Source organism: Microbacterium sp. NPDC090281 (assembly GCF_044769635.1).
Lineage (GTDB): Bacteria > Actinomycetota > Actinomycetes > Actinomycetales > Microbacteriaceae > Microbacterium.
This window is the reverse complement of sequence record NZ_JBIVYH010000001.1, coordinates 2,033,055-2,047,817: the sequence shown is the minus strand read 5'-3', so window position 1 is coordinate 2,047,817 and position 14,763 is coordinate 2,033,055. Positions and strand designations below refer to the sequence as shown.

The 14,763-nt window shown below is 66.4% G+C and carries 14 protein-coding genes; 8 read left to right on the top strand and 6 right to left on the bottom strand.

Annotated elements, in window-relative coordinates:
• Positions 1-94: 94 nt before the first annotated feature.
• A complete protein-coding gene (locus ACIQTX_RS09820; RefSeq protein ID WP_402971727.1) occupies positions 95-1,042 on the top strand; it encodes an HAD family hydrolase in 948 nt (315 codons plus the stop codon).
• Between the two features lie 66 nt (positions 1,043-1,108).
• On the opposite strand, the gene ACIQTX_RS09815 is transcribed toward ACIQTX_RS09820, so the two are convergent.
• From ACIQTX_RS09815 to ACIQTX_RS09800, 4 genes are all read right to left on the bottom strand, one after another.
• A complete protein-coding gene (locus tag ACIQTX_RS09815) occupies positions 1,109-2,518 on the bottom strand; it encodes a hypothetical protein (RefSeq protein WP_402971725.1) in 1,410 nt (469 codons plus the stop codon).
• A gap of 61 nt (positions 2,519-2,579) precedes the next feature.
• A complete protein-coding gene (locus ACIQTX_RS09810; RefSeq protein ID WP_402971723.1) occupies positions 2,580-2,921 on the bottom strand; it encodes an SHOCT domain-containing protein in 342 nt (113 codons plus the stop codon).
• 1 nt (position 2,922) lies between these two features.
• Complete coding sequence (locus tag ACIQTX_RS09805; protein WP_402971721.1) at positions 2,923-3,357, bottom strand: DUF6325 family protein; 435 nt, start codon at positions 3,355-3,357, stop codon at positions 2,923-2,925.
• Positions 3,358-3,443: 86 nt separating this feature from the next.
• Positions 3,444-4,586: an AI-2E family transporter gene (locus tag ACIQTX_RS09800; protein ID WP_402971719.1), complete on the bottom strand. Its 1,143-nt coding sequence runs from the start codon at positions 4,584-4,586 to the stop codon at positions 3,444-3,446.
• Between the two features lie 165 nt (positions 4,587-4,751).
• Here ACIQTX_RS09800 and ACIQTX_RS09795 point away from each other — a divergent pair, with 165 nt between their 5' ends.
• Together ACIQTX_RS09795 and ACIQTX_RS09790 are read left to right on the top strand one after the other, a co-directional pair.
• Complete coding sequence (locus ACIQTX_RS09795) at positions 4,752-5,138, top strand: SHOCT domain-containing protein (protein ID WP_105527857.1); 387 nt, start codon at positions 4,752-4,754, stop codon at positions 5,136-5,138.
• Positions 5,139-5,142: 4 nt separating this feature from the next.
• Entirely contained in the window at positions 5,143-5,589 is a 447-nt protein-coding gene (locus ACIQTX_RS09790) for a DUF6325 family protein (protein WP_402971717.1), read from the top strand.
• A 26-nt stretch (positions 5,590-5,615) separates the two neighbouring features.
• Here ACIQTX_RS09790 and ACIQTX_RS09785 read toward each other — a convergent pair whose 3' ends face one another.
• Positions 5,616-8,162, bottom strand: coding sequence for a LuxR C-terminal-related transcriptional regulator (locus ACIQTX_RS09785; RefSeq protein ID WP_402971715.1), 2,547 nt, complete (start codon positions 8,160-8,162; stop codon positions 5,616-5,618).
• Positions 8,163-8,219: 57 nt separating this feature from the next.
• Positions 8,220-9,287 carry a DUF998 domain-containing protein gene (locus tag ACIQTX_RS09780; protein ID WP_402971713.1) on the bottom strand — a complete coding sequence of 356 codons (1,068 nt, stop codon included), beginning with the start codon at positions 9,285-9,287 and terminating at the stop codon, positions 8,220-8,222.
• A 147-nt stretch (positions 9,288-9,434) separates the two neighbouring features.
• On the opposite strand from ACIQTX_RS09780, the gene ACIQTX_RS09775 reads away from it, so the two are divergent.
• The 5 genes from ACIQTX_RS09775 to ACIQTX_RS09755 all read left to right on the top strand — a co-directional run bounded on the left by ACIQTX_RS09775 (position 9,435) and on the right by ACIQTX_RS09755 (position 14,700).
• A complete protein-coding gene (locus ACIQTX_RS09775) occupies positions 9,435-10,301 on the top strand; it encodes a mechanosensitive ion channel family protein (RefSeq protein WP_402971711.1) in 867 nt (288 codons plus the stop codon).
• A gap of 22 nt (positions 10,302-10,323) precedes the next feature.
• Positions 10,324-11,457, top strand: coding sequence for an AI-2E family transporter (locus tag ACIQTX_RS09770; protein ID WP_402971709.1), 1,134 nt, complete (start codon positions 10,324-10,326; stop codon positions 11,455-11,457).
• 157 nt (positions 11,458-11,614) lie between these two features.
• Positions 11,615-13,267: a SulP family inorganic anion transporter gene (locus ACIQTX_RS09765; RefSeq protein ID WP_402971707.1), complete on the top strand. Its 1,653-nt coding sequence runs from the start codon at positions 11,615-11,617 to the stop codon at positions 13,265-13,267.
• A complete protein-coding gene (locus ACIQTX_RS09760; RefSeq protein WP_105527862.1) occupies positions 13,267-13,938 on the top strand; it encodes a GAP family protein in 672 nt (223 codons plus the stop codon). Before ACIQTX_RS09765 ends, ACIQTX_RS09760 begins: the two co-directional genes overlap by 1 nt.
• Positions 13,939-13,983: 45 nt before the next feature.
• A complete protein-coding gene (locus tag ACIQTX_RS09755) occupies positions 13,984-14,700 on the top strand; it encodes a GAP family protein (RefSeq protein WP_402971704.1) in 717 nt (238 codons plus the stop codon).
• Positions 14,701-14,763 lie beyond the last annotated feature (63 nt).

The window sequence follows — 14,763 nt, the reverse complement described above, 5'->3', positions numbered from 1 at the left end:
CTCACCCACGCGGGGTGACCGAGACATGTCGACAACGCCGGGAGAATGCCACCCTGGAGCTTCTGCCGGCACTCGACGAGACCGAGGATCAGACATGACCGCACACCCCTCACTGCCTTCCTGGCGTGACACCCGCACCCGGAAAGACATCGAGGCGTTCGTAGCCTCCGTCACCGAGGGGCCCGACGCCGTCCCGGTAGAGGAGCGCGTCGCGGTGTTCGACAACGACGGCACCCTGTGGTCCGAGAAGCCGATGGTGACACAGCTGCACTACGTCGTGGAGCAGTGGCGGGCAGCAGCAGAGCGCACACCCGAACTCGCCGAACGCCAGCCCTACCTCGCAGCGGTGAGCGGCGACTTCGGATGGCTGGGCACCGCGATCGACAAGCACTACCGTGGCGACGACTCCGACCTGAAGATCATCATCCAGTCGCTCGTCGGGCTGACCGACGGGATGAGCGTGGAGGACTATGCGCGCTCCGTCGAGGAGTTCTACCGCACAGCGCAGCATCCGAGCCTGAAGCGCCCCTACTCCGAGACCGTGTACCAGCCCATGGTCGAGCTGCTCCGCTACTTGGAGCTCCACGGTTTCACCTGCTACATCGTCTCGGGGGGCGAGCGTGACTTCATGCGCCCCATGACGCAGGCGAACTACGGCATCCCGCCGGAGCGCGTCGTGGGATCCGCCTTCGGGCTCGCCTGGAACGAGGCCGACGCGACCGTGCGGTACTCATCGTCGCTCGCCTTCTTCGATGACGGCCCGGAGAAGCCCATCCGCATCTGGACCCGCATCGGCCGGCGCCCCCTGTTCGTCGGCGGTAACTCCAACGGCGACATGGCCATGATGGATTTCGCACGCCGCGGTCCACGGCCCGGCTTCGCGATCCTGGTCCACCACGACGACCCGTCGCGCGGCGACATCCCCTACGACGCGGGTGCGGAGAAGGCTCTCGCCGATGCCGAGGGCAAGGGGTACACGGTGGTGAGCGTCAAGGACGACTGGGCGAGCGTGTTCCCCGAATCCGCTTCAGCGAGTACCTGAGCCGTCACGCAGGAATGCCCGGGGAGCGCTGCTCTCCGGGCATTCCTGCGTGATCCGGTCGACCGATCAAGTAGTCGTCGAGGAGATGCGGGTGTCCGGGCCCGTAGCCTCATCATCTGCAGCGTCATCGTCTGCCGACTCCGGCTCCTCGGGGTCGTCCGTCACCGTTTCCGGTTCGTCGGTCTCGGCCACGTCGGCGACAGCGATCGGCTGCGGACGCCGCAACAGCTCGATCACTATGGCGAAGACGATGAGGCCGATCGTCACGCCGAACACCGTGCCGAACGAGACTGGTCGCGACGTGATGAGGATGAGCAGTGCGAGTGCCATCCCCACGATGAAGATCGGTCCGTGGAAACGCTCGACCGCCAGGCCGAACCGTCCGGTGGACAGCCCTCTTCGCTCCCAGGTGCTCCGGATCGCGGCGAACCCGCTCTCCAGGACTCCGCGGATGGCCACGGCGCCGCGGCTCGATCCCGCGATCCAGGCCCAGACGGCGACGAGTACCCCGACCAGAGCGAGCGCGACGATGGTCGAGCTCAGCAGAGACGTCACCTCATCGAACAGCGACTGGGCCGCCGCAGCCGGCATGATCGACGGGCTCACCGCTCCGATGAAGAACGTCCTTCCGATTCCCATCCCCGCTGAGAGGAGCAGGAAGGTGACGGCGAACGCGGCGCTGGTCCAGAAGAGGGCGCGCGTGCGATTCCGTGCGATCAGGACGCCGGCGACGACGAGACCGAGCACGACCCAGGGCAGCCAGAACCCTGCCGCGACCGCGATCTGGTAGATCGTGCGCACCAGGACCAGAGCATCAGCCTGGGCGATCGGGACGGATCTGTCGATCTCCGGAATCAGATCGGCGAATCCGACGCCCCGCTCGGTCAGCACCTCTTTGACGCGGTCGACGACCTGCCCGAGGTCGATGGACAGCACTCCGTCGTCAGCGAGCTGCAAGGCGGCGTCCGGGCTGTTCTGCAGGATCGCGACCGCGCGTTCATGGGTGAAGCGCAGCGACTGCGCCCAGATGTCGGCGAACTGGTCTGATGCCACGACGTCGTGGATCACGCCGTCGACGAGCGACGTGAGTCCGCTGGCCGCCGGAGCCTCCAACAGCGAGAGGGCGGACGAGGCGCGGGGCGGAAGATCGAGTTCGCGGATTCCGTCGAACACCTCGCCGACGATCGCATTGAAATCCACCTGCTCCTGGATCGCCGTGCTGACCTGATCCGCGACGAAGTCCTGCACATCGGGATCCTCGGCGAGAGGTGCGAACGTAGCGACGAATCGGTCGGCATCGACCAGCTGCAGACGAGCCCAGGTCCCCATCGCCGCGATCGGAGCCATCAGCACAGCCAGGGTCAGCACGATTCCGGCGACGATGCTTCTGCCCACCGGTCGGCGGGGCTTCTTGAGCTTCCCGTTCTCCTGCTCGAGGAGGAGGACGCGGGCACGCAGGTCTTCCAGTTCACTCATTCGTTCTCCTCCTCGAGGCACAGGGTTCAGCCATCGTCCGCACCGCGGACGATCCGTCTCGTCAGCTCAGGAGCTTCTGCTTCGCCGCGGCGAATTCCGTCTCGGAGAGCACCCCGGAGTCTTTGAGCGACGCGAGCTGCTGCAGCTTCGCGATCAGGTCGTCGGTGGCTGCCGGTGCAGCGGGGGGCGGCGACGAATACTGTGCTGCCGCGTTCTGCGCGGCAGCATCGACCTGCGCCTGCTGCTGCGCGGCCTCGTACTGCTGCTGCTCGTATTGACCCTGCGCACGCTGCTGCTGATTCCTCGACATCGCACCTCCGACGGCGCTTGCCGTGCCTGCGACGACGGCGGTCCTCGCGGCGAGGCCGATCAGGCCGGGACGACCGAATCTTCTCAAGGGCATGTCATTCACCTTCCTGGTCGAGGATGTCCATCATGGCGTTCACGACGGGTGCCGGCACGCGCTCGCTGCGGAGCACCTGCCCGCCGGCGGCGGCGAGATTCTGTGCGAGTGTGCGGGCGAAGGCGAGTTCGAGCACGACCAGAGCGGCAGACTGCCCGGGGGCGAGCGAGGCGGCCAGCGCCTCGACGTCTTCCTCGCCGGCGAGACCCGCCGCGATGGGCTCGAAGTCATCGAGCTCGAGTATCCCGTCCTCATCGTCGAGTTCGACGATCTCGACCTCTCCGGTCGCCGACTTCGCGAGCACGACGAAGTCGAGCAGTCGCACGACGCCGGTGTCGACGAGGTCCGTCAGTGCGCGAAAGGTCGCCGGGTCGGGACGCGCTCCTTCGAACCCGACGAGGTAGAACTCGGCGGGGCCGAAACGGAAGTCATTCATGGATTGTCCTTTCTCACGGGGCACACGGACCGCGACTGCGACCCATACTTACATCGCCGTCGCCGAGGCGATCGACATCCTCACCCCTAGCGGATGAGTGCTTCATCATCCGGCGCCGCGGTCTGACGGTTCTGACGCGGAATCCAGACTTTGCGGACGACGATCAGAAGAGAGGCTGTCAACGGGATCGCGACCAGCGCGCCGAGCAACCCGAGCAGCGTGGCGCCGATCATCGCCCCGATGATGACGAGCACCCCCGGCACAGCAGCAGCCTTGCCCATGACCCGCGGCGTGACCACGTACGCCTCGACCTGGATGTACACGAGATACGCGATCACGAAGACGAGTGCGGCGGTCGGACTCACGAAAAGTGTCGCGACTGCCCCGATCACCAGGAACACGAGCGAGCCGATCATCGGCACCAGCGTGATGAAGAACGCGACGATCGCCATGACAGCGGGGACGGACGAGCCGACGGCGAGCTGGATCACGAGAACGACCAGCGCATTGATCAGCGAGAGCGTCACTCCGCCGGCCACGACGCCGCCGACCGACTGCGTGATCTCCTCGAGCACCCCGGTGAACCGCGCCCGCCGGTACTGGGGGACGAGATTTGCGAACGCCACTTTGATGCTCGACAACGACGACACGAAGTACAGCGTCAGGACGACGACCATGACGAAGCTCGAGATGGCTCCGACGATGCCGAAGCCGGCTTTCAGGACCCCGCCGGAGATCGCGAGGAAGGAAGAGAGCGTCGTGAGCGAGTGGATGCCCTCGGAGACGACCGCCGACAGGTCGACGCCGAGGCTCACCTCCAGCGCGCGATACCAGTCGCTCTGCTGCATGGCGGCGATGGTCTCTGGTGCGCCCTCGACCGCGGCTGCGATCTGTCGGACCGTCGCCGGCACGAGGACGAGGAGGATCACCGCCACCGCGCCGAGGAACATGACCGCCACGATCGTCACGCCCATCGCCCTGCTCATCCCCCGTCGCTCGAAGGCGCGAACGGCTGGATCGAGGCCGAGCGCGAGGAACATGCCGAGGAAGATCGAGATGAGCACCGTCGAGATGCCGGCGATCGTGGCAGCAAGGGCGATCGCCAGCAGAACGCCGACCGCGACCGAGAAGCCGGATAGCAATGGATTCGCGGGCAGTACGCGCAGGAGGCGCGACGGTCCCCGCCTGCTCACTCGCTCCGCGGTCGACGCGGACTGCTCCTGATCCACAGGCTGCACGTTACGTCGCGATATGGATCCGGTGGGCGGCCACTCACCCGTTCCTGGTGACCGCCTCTCGGGTGGGGTCGCCCGCTCGGGGTGAGCGGCTCCCCCGCGTCCCGAGGCGCGCTGTCACTATCACCGTACGCAGTAACTCAACGAAAGGGGTCCGAAGTGTCCATTTGGGAAAGCTTCTGGGACATCATCTGGTGGTTCTTCTGGGTCTTCGTGTTCGTGTCGTACTTGATGGTGCTCTTCAACATCGTCGCCGACCTGTTCCGTGATCACACCCTGAACGGCTGGTGGAAGGCCGTGTGGATCATCTTCCTGATCTTCGTCCCGTTCCTCACGGCGCTCGTGTATCTGATCGCGCGCGGCAGAGGCATGGGCGAGCGCAGCGTGTCGTCGTACCGCGAGCAGCAGCACGCCGCCGACTCCTACATCCGCAGCGTCGCCGGATCCAGTCCCAGTGACGAGATCGACAAGGCATCCAAGCTGCTGGCCGCGGGAACCATCACCCCCGACGAGTTCGCGGCCATCAAGACGCGTGCGCTGAGCTGACATCGTGGCTGAGGTGGTCGATGTGACGAGCCTGCAGGCGCTCGGCGACGTCGAATTCGTCGTCGTTCGTCTCGAGCACGACCGCCTCAGCCCGAACCTTCTCGAGGCGCTGCTGCAGCAGGTGGAAAGCGGCGCGATCCGCCTCCTCGACTTCCTGATGATCCAGCGTTTCAGCGTCGAGGACTACCGCCTGATCGAGGTCGACCGAGATGAGTTCACGCTCGCGGGTCTCGCGCTCGACACACCAGGGCTCGTGTGCGAAGACGATGCCCGGCACTTCGTGGCGAGCGTCCCGATCGGCTCGCTGGCGGCACTCATCCTGGTGGAGCCCACCTGGGTGGAGCGGTTCGCCCGCGACATCGATCGCCGTGAAGACCGCATCCTGACGACTCAGCCGATTCCGGCCACGATCGCGAACACGATCCTCTCCTCCGCGCTGCGGCAACGGTGAGACCGGTGCGGTCTGCGGATCGGCGATCAGACGGTGGTACGCACGGCCTCTCGCCGTGACGACACCCCGAGCTTGCGGTAGATCGCACGTTGGTGTGTCTTCACGGTGTTGATCGACACGTCCAGTTCATGAGCGATCTCGTGCAGAGTGCGTGCGGTCTGGAGCTGCTGGAAGACATCGCGCTCCCGGTCGGAGAGAGCGTCGACTGCCGACCCGACCACATCGCTCGCGAGACACCCGCCGATGAAGTCCTCGAACTGGGTGCCGAAATGCACATGCTCGCCGAGCAGCTTACGCACAGCCGTCTCGCGCGGCCCGAAGGGAAGGCGGATGTTCTCCCCCGAGGAGACAGCGACGGCCGCTTCGCACAGTTCGTGCGCTTCGTCGTGATGTCCGGCATGACGGCGCAGCACGGCTGCGGTGATCAGCGTCGCGGACTTCACGTAGGACACCTCCCCGAATGCACGCAGGGATCGCAGCATCTCCAGCGCCGCGGAGTACTCGCCGGCGCGGCGCAGCACACCGGCGAGCGCGACATTGACGACGGGCAGGTCCGGGCAGTGGATGTACTTCCGCGCGATCCGCATCGCCCGATCCTGCCGGCCGACGGCTTCTTCGAGCAGGGCGACCGATGATTCCCGGAATGCCGGCCAGGATACGCCGTGCACGACCTCCAACGGGATGTCCTGGATGCCGATCGCCGCACGGCGGCAGGCGGCGACATCACCCGTCTCCGCAGCGGCGTAGGCGATCATCATGCGCGCCACGCTCGTGAAAGAGCGGTCGGAACTGCCGTTCGCGATCACGGTGCCGAATTCACGAATCGCATCCTCGAACTCACCCGACCAATAGGAGACGTAGCCCGCCGCGGCGGCCGCACTCCCTCCGGCGTACGTGCTCCAGGGAAGGCCGACGTCGTCCACTCCCTTGGTGGCGAGGACCGACTGCCTGGCCTCGAGGAAGCGACCGGCCCAGGTCTGACCGAAGGCGAGATGCCCCAGCGACCGCTTCGCCAGCTCACGATCTCCCGAGTTCTGCGCCTCCCTGGCCGCGGCCGAGAAATACTCCAGCGGGATCATCGGGTTGCCGCGGTGTCGGATCTCGGTCCATCCGAGCAGATAGTTGAGTGCTGCCCTGTCGCCGAGTTCCGTCGAGTCCGCGTCGAGCAGCATCTGCTGCACCTTCGCGCTCGCACTCGCGACCTCTGTGCGCTCGTCGGCGATGAACAGCCGGGCGATCTGCAGCACCGCTGGCTCCTCACCGTCGGCCGTCCGAGCGACCATCGCCTCGGCACGTCGGAACAGCTCGCGGGCTACGCGATGATCACCGAGCACGTCGCTCGCGCACGCGCGCACCAACAGAACCTGCGCGTCATCGGGGACGCGGCGCAGCATCTCCATCGCCGTGCGCTCGATCTCATCCGCCCTGGACCCGACCACGAGTCCGAGCCAGTGGCGAAGGAGCGTCTCCCGGGCCGTGACGAGTTCCCCCGCACGGAGTGAGTGAGTGATCGACGCTGTCGGGTCCGTCGACTCCAGGGCAGCCGCCGCACGACGGTGGCACGCAGCAGCGCGCTCTACGTCCATACCCAGGATCTCGGCGCATCGTCTCGCGAACGAGGTGTGCCATCGGTACACGACTCCGTGCGGGCTTTCGAACCGGTCGAGGAACAGCCCGAGCCGCACACACGTCTCCAGCAGCACGGCGGCATCGGGGCGCCCGGTCACCGCGGCCGCGAGCTCAGGGGTCAGCTCACCGCAGACGCTCCCCTCGAGAACGAAGTCGGCGACGTCGGGCGGGAGCGTTCCGAGCACGTGCTCCCGCACGTAATTGCCGAGGAAGCTTGCGGCGCTCTGCGCACGCGGATCGGGTTTGGCTCCGCCGATCAACATCAGCCTGACGGCGATCGGCCATCCCCGCGTCTCCTCGAAGATGGTCTCCGGGGCAAGATCGACTGGTTCCCTGTCGAGCAGCAGCTGCACCTCCTCTTCTGTGAAGCTGAGCATGTCGGCGCCGACGAAAGAATCCGGATGCATGATGCGATGTCGCGAGAGTGTCACTTCGAGCAGCGTCGTCCCGACCAGCACGACCCGCAGACTCTCCGGCGCCTGCTCCGCCAGCATCCCCAGGAGCCCCTTGCGCCAGTCCTCCCCGGCTCGCTGCGCATCGTCGATGATCAGGTGTACGCGCTCGTCGGAGTCTTCCAGCGCCCTGCAGATCTCCTGATAAGCCCGGTACGGGTCGTCGAGATCACGGTCAAGGTCGAGAAGACTCCTCGAGCGCTCGGCACCGGTGAGCAGCGCGTTCACGACGCCCTGGGTCAACCGCGAGGGGTCGGAGTCGAACGTGTTGAGTCCGAGCCACGCCACTTGCTCGAGTCCGGAAGCCCAATCGGCCACCGAAGTCGTCTTCCCGAATCCGCTCGGGGCGCTGATCACGGTCAGCGGATCGTTCGCAGCGGCCTCGGCTATGGCCGCGCTCACCCGATCACGACGGATGGCACCGGGCTGGGGTGCCGGCGGCCGGAATCGCACCGTGGGTCCCGGTCTCGTCGAGCGTACTGGGTGCGACATGGCACCAAAGCTAGTGGCGTGCGGGATACACCTTCAAGGGCATCCCCCGGGTGATATTTACTCGACAGCGCCCGCCCCGGCATCACGTTTGAGTGCATCGGCCGTGCGGATGAAGAGGATGATCCAGGTGAACACGACGGTCCCGGCCACCAACTCGACCGCCGTGAGCGTGTAGTAGCCGACGGCGAAGAACACCGACAGCACGACGATCAGCAGGGTGAACACATACCCCAGCAGCAGGAACGTGCGCGAGACGCCCGGCACCCACCAGCGCACCGCGATGACGAGCACCGCATAGGCGACCACCATTCCCGAAGCAACGCCGGTATGGAGCCCGAAGTGCTCGTCGACGGGGAACACCCCGACCATCCCGAGGAAGATGCCGACGATGATGAGACAGGTGCGAACCGAACTCACCCCGCGCGGATGCGTCGTCGGGATCGCCTTCGTCGCGTAGCGGGCGAGTGTCGTCACGAGGATTCCGGCGACGATCAACGTCAGGTTGAACGCGCGTGCCGAGAGGTCGTCGGTCATACCGAGCGCGCTGAGATTCTCCTTCCACCATTGCGGATCGCTGGCCGTCAGCATGCTCGCCAGGATTCCCAGGACCAGGAACACTGCGAGCACTGTGGCCAGCAGCTGCAGGTCCAGGTGCGTCGCGGAATAGTAGGTCACATACGCCGTGAGTCCGGCTGCGGCACCGGCGAGCATCAGGACCGGCAGAGGGAACACGACCGCCCCGATGAGGCCGGCCTCGATGATCGTCGCAGCGAGCGTCCACCCGAGCAGAGCGATCATGGCATGCGCGAAGGCGAAGGCTGCGATGTCGATGATGTCGAGCACGCCGAGCCGCTTGTGCCTGGCCGGGTCGGCGGCGATGATGCGCCCCAGCACGAACACGATGATCGCCGTGACTGCCGAAGCGATAGCCGCGAACTGCCCGAGCGAATCAGGGCCGGAGATGGGTGCCGAATGCAGACGGAACACCACGAGGGCCACGAGCCCCGCCAGGACGAAGGCGAAGATCGAGATCTGGAGCCCGATGGCCTCCCGCGCGCGCTCCCGTGTCGCCCCATGCGAGCGGGCCGCCGTGAGAAGGTCGGGTGAGGGTGACGTCGACGACATGCTGTCAGTTTCGGGCTCTGCCCCCCTTCTTAGCCAGCGGCGTTCATCCTCATCGGGCGATGTCGGGTACAAGCCCGCCGCGCTCACCCGGCCGGGATGAGGTGTGCACCCGCAGGGAGCGCGCACCGAGCATCCTGGAGCGATGATGTGGAGGAGCCTACGACCGAGCGGTCGACGATCGTGACCCTGGATGCCCTGTTCCCCGATGGGCTCTCACCGTGGCAGATCGTGCTGGCGGTGCTGTCCATCCTCATCGGCTGGCTGCTCTCCCGCTTCGCCCGCAAGGGCGTGCTCAAGCTGACGAAACGGACACCGGGGATATCCGACTCCGTTGCGCAGCTGGCGGCCCGGTTCACCCAGTACGCCCTGCTCCTGGTCGGCATCGGTGTCGGACTGGCTTTCCTCGGTGCCAATGTGCAGCCGCTCCTCGCGATGACGGCCATCGCCGTGGTCGTCCTGATCCTCGTCCTCCGCGGCGTCGCTGACAACTTCGCGGCCGGGGTGCTGATCCAATCCCGCCAGTCCGTGAAGATCGGCGAGGAGATCGAGATCGAGGGTCCGGACGGACTGGTCCGCGGCGTCGTCCAGGAGCTCAATGGACGCGCAGTGATCCTGTCGACCGTGGACGGCCGAACTGTGCATGTGCCCAACGCAGCACTGCTCACCGGGGTTCTGGTGAACGATTCCCGTCACGGCGCGAGGCGCAGCGCCGTGGATATCCGAGTCGCGCGGTCGGACGGTCTCGATGTCGACGATGTGGTCGCAATCGTCTCTCGCGCGGCCGGTGCGGTCGAAGGGGTTCATGCGCGCGAGCATCCAGGGGTATCGTTCGCCTCGATCTCGCCGACGAGATGGATGCTCACGCTCCAGATCTGGCATCACCCGCTTCACGGGTCCGCGGTCGTGTCAGCCACGGTTCGCGGCGTCGCGGAGGCGCTCGAATCCGCCGGGGTGAAGGCTGTCGTCGCGCCGCAGCAGGGATCGCCGCCGCTCGTGATTCCTGAGCCCTTCTGAGCTCGTCGACTACGCTGTCCGCGTGACCACCTCGCCTGCGCCGGAGCGCTCCCCCGACCGGATGCTCTCCCCCAGTCTGCGGGTGATGCTCATGCTCGCGGCGAGCGCGGTGACCCTGGCCGGCGTCTACTTCGCGCGGGATCTCTTCGGACCCATCGCACTCGCGATCGTGATCGTGGTCATCTGCGAGCCCCTCCGCCGTCCACTCGATCGACGCGGCTGGCCCCAGTGGGCGAGCACCACGGCGGTCATCGTGGTCGCCTACCTGATCCTCTTGATCATGGGGGCGCTGCTCTGGCTCGCCGGCACGCAGTTCGCCCGACTGATCGGCGATCTCGTCTCGGAAGGCGGCCTTGCAAAAACCGTCGACGACTTCGTCGGCTGGCTGCAGACCCTGGGCCTGGACCAGGAGGCCTCGGATGCCGCGGCCTCGGTCCTTGATCCCACGACGCTGCTCGGGCTCGCCCGCAGCATCGGCGGCACAGTGGTGAGTGTCGCGACGGCGCTGTTCTTCGTGTGCGCGTACATCATCTTCATGGCCGTCGACGCTGCCCGATACGGGCAGGCTCCATCAGTCTTCGGGGCGACCAAAGGCGCCGTCATCGCACGGGTCTCACGCCTGAACACCGGCGTCCGCCGCTACTACATCGTCAACGCGAGCTTCGGTGCGGTCGTCGCGATCATCGACGGTCTGGCTCTTTGGTGGATGGGAGTCCCGGCCCCAGTCGTGTGGGCGATCCTCGCCTTCGTCACGAACTTCATCCCGAACATCGGCTTCGTCCTGGGCCTCGTCCCGCCGGCGATCCTGGCCTTCGTCGTCGGCGGTTGGCCCCTGCTACTCGGTGTCATCGCCGTGTACTGCGTCGTGAACGTGGTCCTTCAGGTGCTCGTCCAGCCGAAGTTCGTCAGCGATGCCGTCGATCTCAGTCTCACGCTCAGCTTCTTCTCGGTGATCTTCTGGACCTTCATCATCGGCCCGCTCGGTGCGATCCTCTCCATCCCGCTCACGCTGCTCGTCCGGACGCTCGTCTTCGAGGGCGATCCCGATGCCACCTGGCTGCGATGGCTCTCCGGTGACCGCACGGCCGTGCCTCCGGCACCTGAGCCTGCCGAGACGCCGCGACCTCGCCGGCACCGCACCCTCCGCCGAGGCTGACGGTCTCGCTGCGTGCCGCATGATCCGGGTAAATCACCAGGGGTGAGGTTGCGGCCGATACATGGTCCGTGGAACCCTCCCGGTGGGATCGTGGAGGCGGGAGCGCTCGACCGGAGCGCTGGCGGATGGAGGCGATGTGCAACGTCCACTCGCGGGATTGACCAAGCGGAATTTCGTCACGGAACTCACCGCGGGGGTCACCCTGCTCGCCATCGCGATCCCTCTGAACATCGGCTACGCGCAGATCGCCGGCCTCCCGCCCACTGCCGGTCTCTACGCACTGATCGTCCCCACGATCGTCTATGCCCTCATCGTCTCCTCCCGACAGCTGGTCGCCTCGCCTGATGCCGCGGCCGCCGCACTCGTCGCCTCCTCGATCGGGGGCCTCGCCGCCGCCGGCAGCGCCGACTACGCCACCCTCGCGCTTGCCCAGGCGATCATCTGCGGTGTCATGTTCCTGCTGCTCGCGGTCTTCAAGCTCGGCTTCCTCGCCAACTTCCTCTCCAAGCCGATCCTCGTCGGGTTCGTCGGCGGGCTCGCGCTCGACATCATGGTCAGCCAGGTGGCCAAGATGCTCGGCGTCAAGATCGACTCCGGAAAGGACTTCATCGGCAAGGTCGGCGACCTCGTCAGCGGGTTCACGACACTCAACGGCTGGGCTGTTCTGATCTCGGTCTGCTCGGTCACCGTGCTGCTGCTGGGACGCAGGTTGCTCCGTGCCGTGCCTTGGGCGCTGATCGTCCTGGTGGCGACGACCCTCGTCGTGGTCCTGACCGGGCTCGACCAGCGCGGAGTCGACGTTCTCGGAGAGGTTCCTGCAGGGCCGCCGGTGCTCACCTGGCCGATGATCGACTGGTCCCTCTGGCTCATGCTGATTCCCTCCGCGATCGCTTTGACGCTCGTCACGACGGCGGAGGGGCTCCTCGTGTCGCGGTCGTACTCCGAGAAGCACGGATACCCGTTCCACGCGAACCGGGATCTCCTCGCGTTCGGCGCGTCGAACATCGTCGCCGGCGCACAGGGCAGCTTCGCCGTCGGCTCGTCGACCTCCCGCACCGCGGCGATGGACCAGGCGGGTTCGCGCACGCAGTTCCCGGCGCTGATCCTCGCGGCAGGCACCCTGCTGCTGCTCATGTTCGGGACGGCGCTACTCGCCGACATCCCATCTCCGGCGATCGGTGCGATCGTCGGAGTGGCCATCATCCCCCTGCTCGGTATCCGCGACTTCATCGATCTGTGGCGCAAAGACCGGTTCGAGTTCCTCATCGGCGCCACCTGCTTCCTCGTCACCCTCCTGATCGGCTCGATACCCGGCATCCTCGTGGCATTCGTCCTCGCGCTCATCAACATCGCCAAGCGCGCGTCGAACCCGGCCATCGACGTGCTCGAATCCAGCGGCGATCCCGGCGAATCGCTGCTCGAGGACGCCCCGGCGGGAACGGTGACCGCTCCCAGTGTGATCGTGATCCGGCTGGCTGCGCCGCTGTTCTTCGCCAACGGTGCTGTCTTCTCATCGGCGGTGAAAGAGGCCATCCGCTCTGCAGGAGAGGGGAAGGTCCGCCATCTCGTCGTCGACATGGAGGCCGTCACCGACGTCGACGTCACGGGTGCTGAGTCGTTCGTCGCACTCAAAGAATGGCTCGCGCGTCAGTCGGTCTCCCTCGCGTTCAGCAGGGTGCGGCCGAACACGCTGCATCGCCTCACCGATCTCGGGCTGCTCGAATCGGAAGACGTCTACGCGACCAACCGCGAAGCGATCACGCAACTGGCCGCCTCCTCGTCGGAGTCGGCACCGGAGAGAGGACGATGATGGGCACCGCAATCGGGGAGATGCTCCCCCTCGCGCTCGGCGTCGCGATCAGTCCCATTCCCATCATCGCGGCGATCCTGATGCTGCTCTCGCCGAAGGCACGCGTGACGAGCGTCGGCTTCCTCCTCGGCTGGGTCATCGGGATCGTCGCCGCCGTCACCGTCTTCACGCTCGTGTCGTCGGTGCTCCCGGAAGACGACCCAGACGCTTCCCGCCCCATCCGCGGCGTGGTGCAACTCGTCCTCGGATTGCTGCTCTTCCTCCTCGCGTTCGGGCAATGGCGCAAGCGCCCCAAGGCGGGCGAAGACGCCGAGCTTCCGAAATGGATGAAGGCCATAGACACGGTCACGTTCCCGATGGCGTTCGGACTCGGGTTCCTCCTGTCCGCGCTCAACCCGAAGAACCTGATCATGGCGGCGGGAGCGGGCACCGACATCGGCGGTGCGGCACTTTCTGCCGGGTCGACCGTCGTCGTGGTCGTCATCTACACCCTCATCGCTTCATCGACCGTGCTGATTCCGGTTGTCGGCTACCTCATCGCGGCCGATCGACTTCGCGCACCGCTGGATGCCCTGCGTGGCTGGCTGGCCGCGGAGAACGCGGTCATCATGGCCGTCCTGCTCCTGGTGATCGGTGTGTCGATGATCGGCAAGGGCATCGGCAGCTTCTAGAAGCACCACCAGCCGGGTCGCCCGGCGCACAGGAGGGACGACGACATGGGTGAATTGATACTCGCTCTGGTCCCGGTGGCTCTCGGCGTCGTCCTGAGCCCGCTTGCGATCATGGCGCTTGTCGCCGTACTCCTCTCGCGCAACGCGCGCATGAACGGCATCACGTACCTCGTGGGGTGGTTCGTCGGCTTGGGCGGGCTCATGGCTCTGTGTCTCTGGCTGTTCCCGCTGCTCGCGGTGCACCAGCTGGGCGAGCCGCCGCTGTGGGTTCCGACCGTGCGTGTGATCCTCGGCGTGTTCCTGATAGGGTCCGCCGTCTGGGTGTACCGCAAGGGACGCGTGCACATCGCACGAATGGCAGCGGCATCGTCACCGCGCGACGTCGTCGCCGCCTCACCGCAGCTGCCGGGTTGGCTGCACTCCGTGGAATCCTTCCGGCCGGGGCGCACCCTGCTTCTCGGGCTCGGGCTCTTCGTGTTGAATCCGGTCGATGCCTCGTGCGCAATCCTCGCCGCACTCGACATCTCCCTGTCGGGCGTCGGCCAGACCACCGGCCTGTGGGTCGCGGTCGTCTTCGTCATCATCGGCACTCTTCCCATCGCGCTGCCTGTGCTCTACGTGGTGGTGCGCGGCGCCGAGGCTCAGCCGCTCCTCGACCGGGTGCGGACCTGGATCGCCGGAAACACCCACGTCCTGAACGCAGCGCTGCTCCTCGTGATCGGCGCCCTCCAGCTCGAGAAGGGAATCGCCGCCTTGATCTGACCCGCATCGGACCACCGAGAGATCACCGGACGAGCGGTGATGAGCTCCGGTTACCAGACGACC

What these genes read in the sequence shown, in the direction of transcription:
- ACIQTX_RS09820 (WP_402971727.1), top strand. Translation starts at nt 95, where the DNA reads ATGACCGCACACCCCTCACTGCCTTCCTGGCGTGACACCCGCACCCGG.
- ACIQTX_RS09755 (WP_402971704.1), top strand. Translation starts at nt 13,984, where the DNA reads ATGGGTGAATTGATACTCGCTCTGGTCCCGGTGGCTCTCGGCGTCGTC.
- ACIQTX_RS09780 (WP_402971713.1), bottom strand. Translation starts at nt 9,287, where the DNA reads ATGTCGTCGACGTCACCCTCACCCGACCTTCTCACGGCGGCCCGCTCG.
- ACIQTX_RS09760 (WP_105527862.1), top strand. Translation starts at nt 13,267, where the DNA reads ATGGGCACCGCAATCGGGGAGATGCTCCCCCTCGCGCTCGGCGTCGCG.
- ACIQTX_RS09785 (WP_402971715.1), bottom strand. Translation starts at nt 8,162, where the DNA reads ATGTCGCACCCAGTACGCTCGACGAGACCGGGACCCACGGTGCGATTC.
- ACIQTX_RS09810 (WP_402971723.1), bottom strand. Translation starts at nt 2,921, where the DNA reads ATGCCCTTGAGAAGATTCGGTCGTCCCGGCCTGATCGGCCTCGCCGCG.
- ACIQTX_RS09815 (WP_402971725.1), bottom strand. Translation starts at nt 2,518, where the DNA reads ATGAGTGAACTGGAAGACCTGCGTGCCCGCGTCCTCCTCCTCGAGCAG.
- ACIQTX_RS09805 (WP_402971721.1), bottom strand. Translation starts at nt 3,357, where the DNA reads ATGAATGACTTCCGTTTCGGCCCCGCCGAGTTCTACCTCGTCGGGTTC.